The 1,667-nt window shown below is 50.0% G+C and carries 1 protein-coding gene; it reads right to left on the reverse strand.

Features of this window, described 5'->3' with window-relative positions; genetic code table 11:
* Positions 1–2: 2 nt before the first annotated feature.
* The coding region (locus B5F53_RS19460) for a formate--tetrahydrofolate ligase (RefSeq protein ID WP_087227133.1) at positions 3–1,667 on the reverse strand (1,665 nt) is incomplete at its 5' end.

Consider the following 1,667-nt stretch of genomic DNA (forward strand, 5'->3'; position numbering starts at 1 on the left):
ATTTAGAACAGTCCGGTAATCTTTCCGGTTTCGTCTACATCGATCTTTTCTGCAGCCGGTACTTTCGGCAGTCCCGGCATGGTCATGATTTCTCCTGTCAGCGCTACAATAAAGCCTGCCCCTGCGGAAATCTTTAAGTTCCTTACCGTTACTTCAAAGTCTGTGGGCGCTCCCAGTTTCGTCTGGTCATCTGTTAAGCTGTACTGGGTCTTTGCCACACAGATCGGGCAGTTTCCATAGCCTAAGGCTTCCAGCTCTTTCGCCTGTTTCTGCGCGTTGGCTGTTAAGACGACTTTCTTTCCTCCGTAGATCTTCTGTACGATCTGGTTTAACTTATCCTCGATGCTTCCTTCCAGCTCATAGGAATAAGTAAAGTCATTGGGCTCTTCTACCAGACGGATTACTTCTTCTGCCAGCTTCACGCCGCCTTCGCCGCCTTTTGCCCATACTTCCGAAAGGGCTACGTTTACTCCCAGTTCCTTACATTTGCTCTCTACCAGGTCAAGTTCTGCCTTGGTATCTGTCGGGAATGCGTTAATGGCTACTACACACGGCAGTTTGTATACGTTCTTGATGTTGCTTACATGTTTTAACAGGTTCGGAAGGCCTTTTTCCAGTGCTTCCAGGTTTTCGTTATTTAAATCTGCCTTGGCCACGCCGCCGTTGTATTTCAGCGCACGCACCGTTGCTACGATAACCACTGCGTTTGGTGTTAATCCTGCCATCCGGCATTTAATATCCAGGAATTTCTCTGCTCCCAGGTCTGCTCCGAAGCCTGCTTCGGTAATCGCGTAATCTCCCAGTTTCAGCGCCATCTTCGTTGCGATTACAGAGTTACATCCATGGGCAATGTTTGCGAATGGTCCGCCGTGTACGATGGCCGGTACATGTTCCAGGGTCTGTACCAGGTTCGGTTTCAGGGCGTCTTTTAACAGCGCGCACATCGCTCCCTGGGCATTTAAGTCTCCTGCCGTTACCGGTTTCTGCTCGGATGCTTTTCCATATGTATAGCCCACAATGATTCTTGCCAGACGGGCTTTTAAGTCTTTGATGTCGTTGGCCAGGCACAGCACTGCCATGATTTCGGATGCTACGGTGATGTCATAGCCGTCCTCTCTTGGCATTCCGTTGGCTTTTCCGCCCAGGCCGTCCACTACGAAACGAAGCTGGCGGTCGTTCATATCCACGCATCTTCTCCAGGTGATTTTTCTTGGGTCAATGTTTAAGGCATTTCCCTGGAAAATGTGGTTGTCAATCATGGCTGCCAGCAGGTTGTTGGCTGCTCCGATGGCATGGAAGTCACCGGTGAAATGCAGGTTAATGTCTTCCATGGGCACTACCTGTGCGTAACCGCCGCCGGCTGCTCCGCCTTTTACACCGAAGACCGGTCCCAGGGACGGCTCTCTTAAGGCAACCATAACGTTCTTGCCCAGTTTCTGCATACCGTCTGCCAGACCAACGGTGGTTGTTGTCTTTCCTTCCCCTGCCGGTGTGGGGTTAATTGCCGTTACCAGAATCAGTTTTCCGTTTGGTGCATCGGATTCGTTGAGCAGATTGTAGTCGATTTTTGCTTTGTACTTTCCGTACTGCTCCAGATACTTGTCATCAATCCCCGCTTTTTCTGCAATCTTTGTGATTGGCTCCATTGTACATTCCTGTGCAATTTC

Source organism: Blautia sp. An249, assembly GCF_002159835.1.
Taxonomy (GTDB): Bacteria; Bacillota; Clostridia; order Lachnospirales; family Lachnospiraceae; genus Blautia_A; species Blautia_A avistercoris.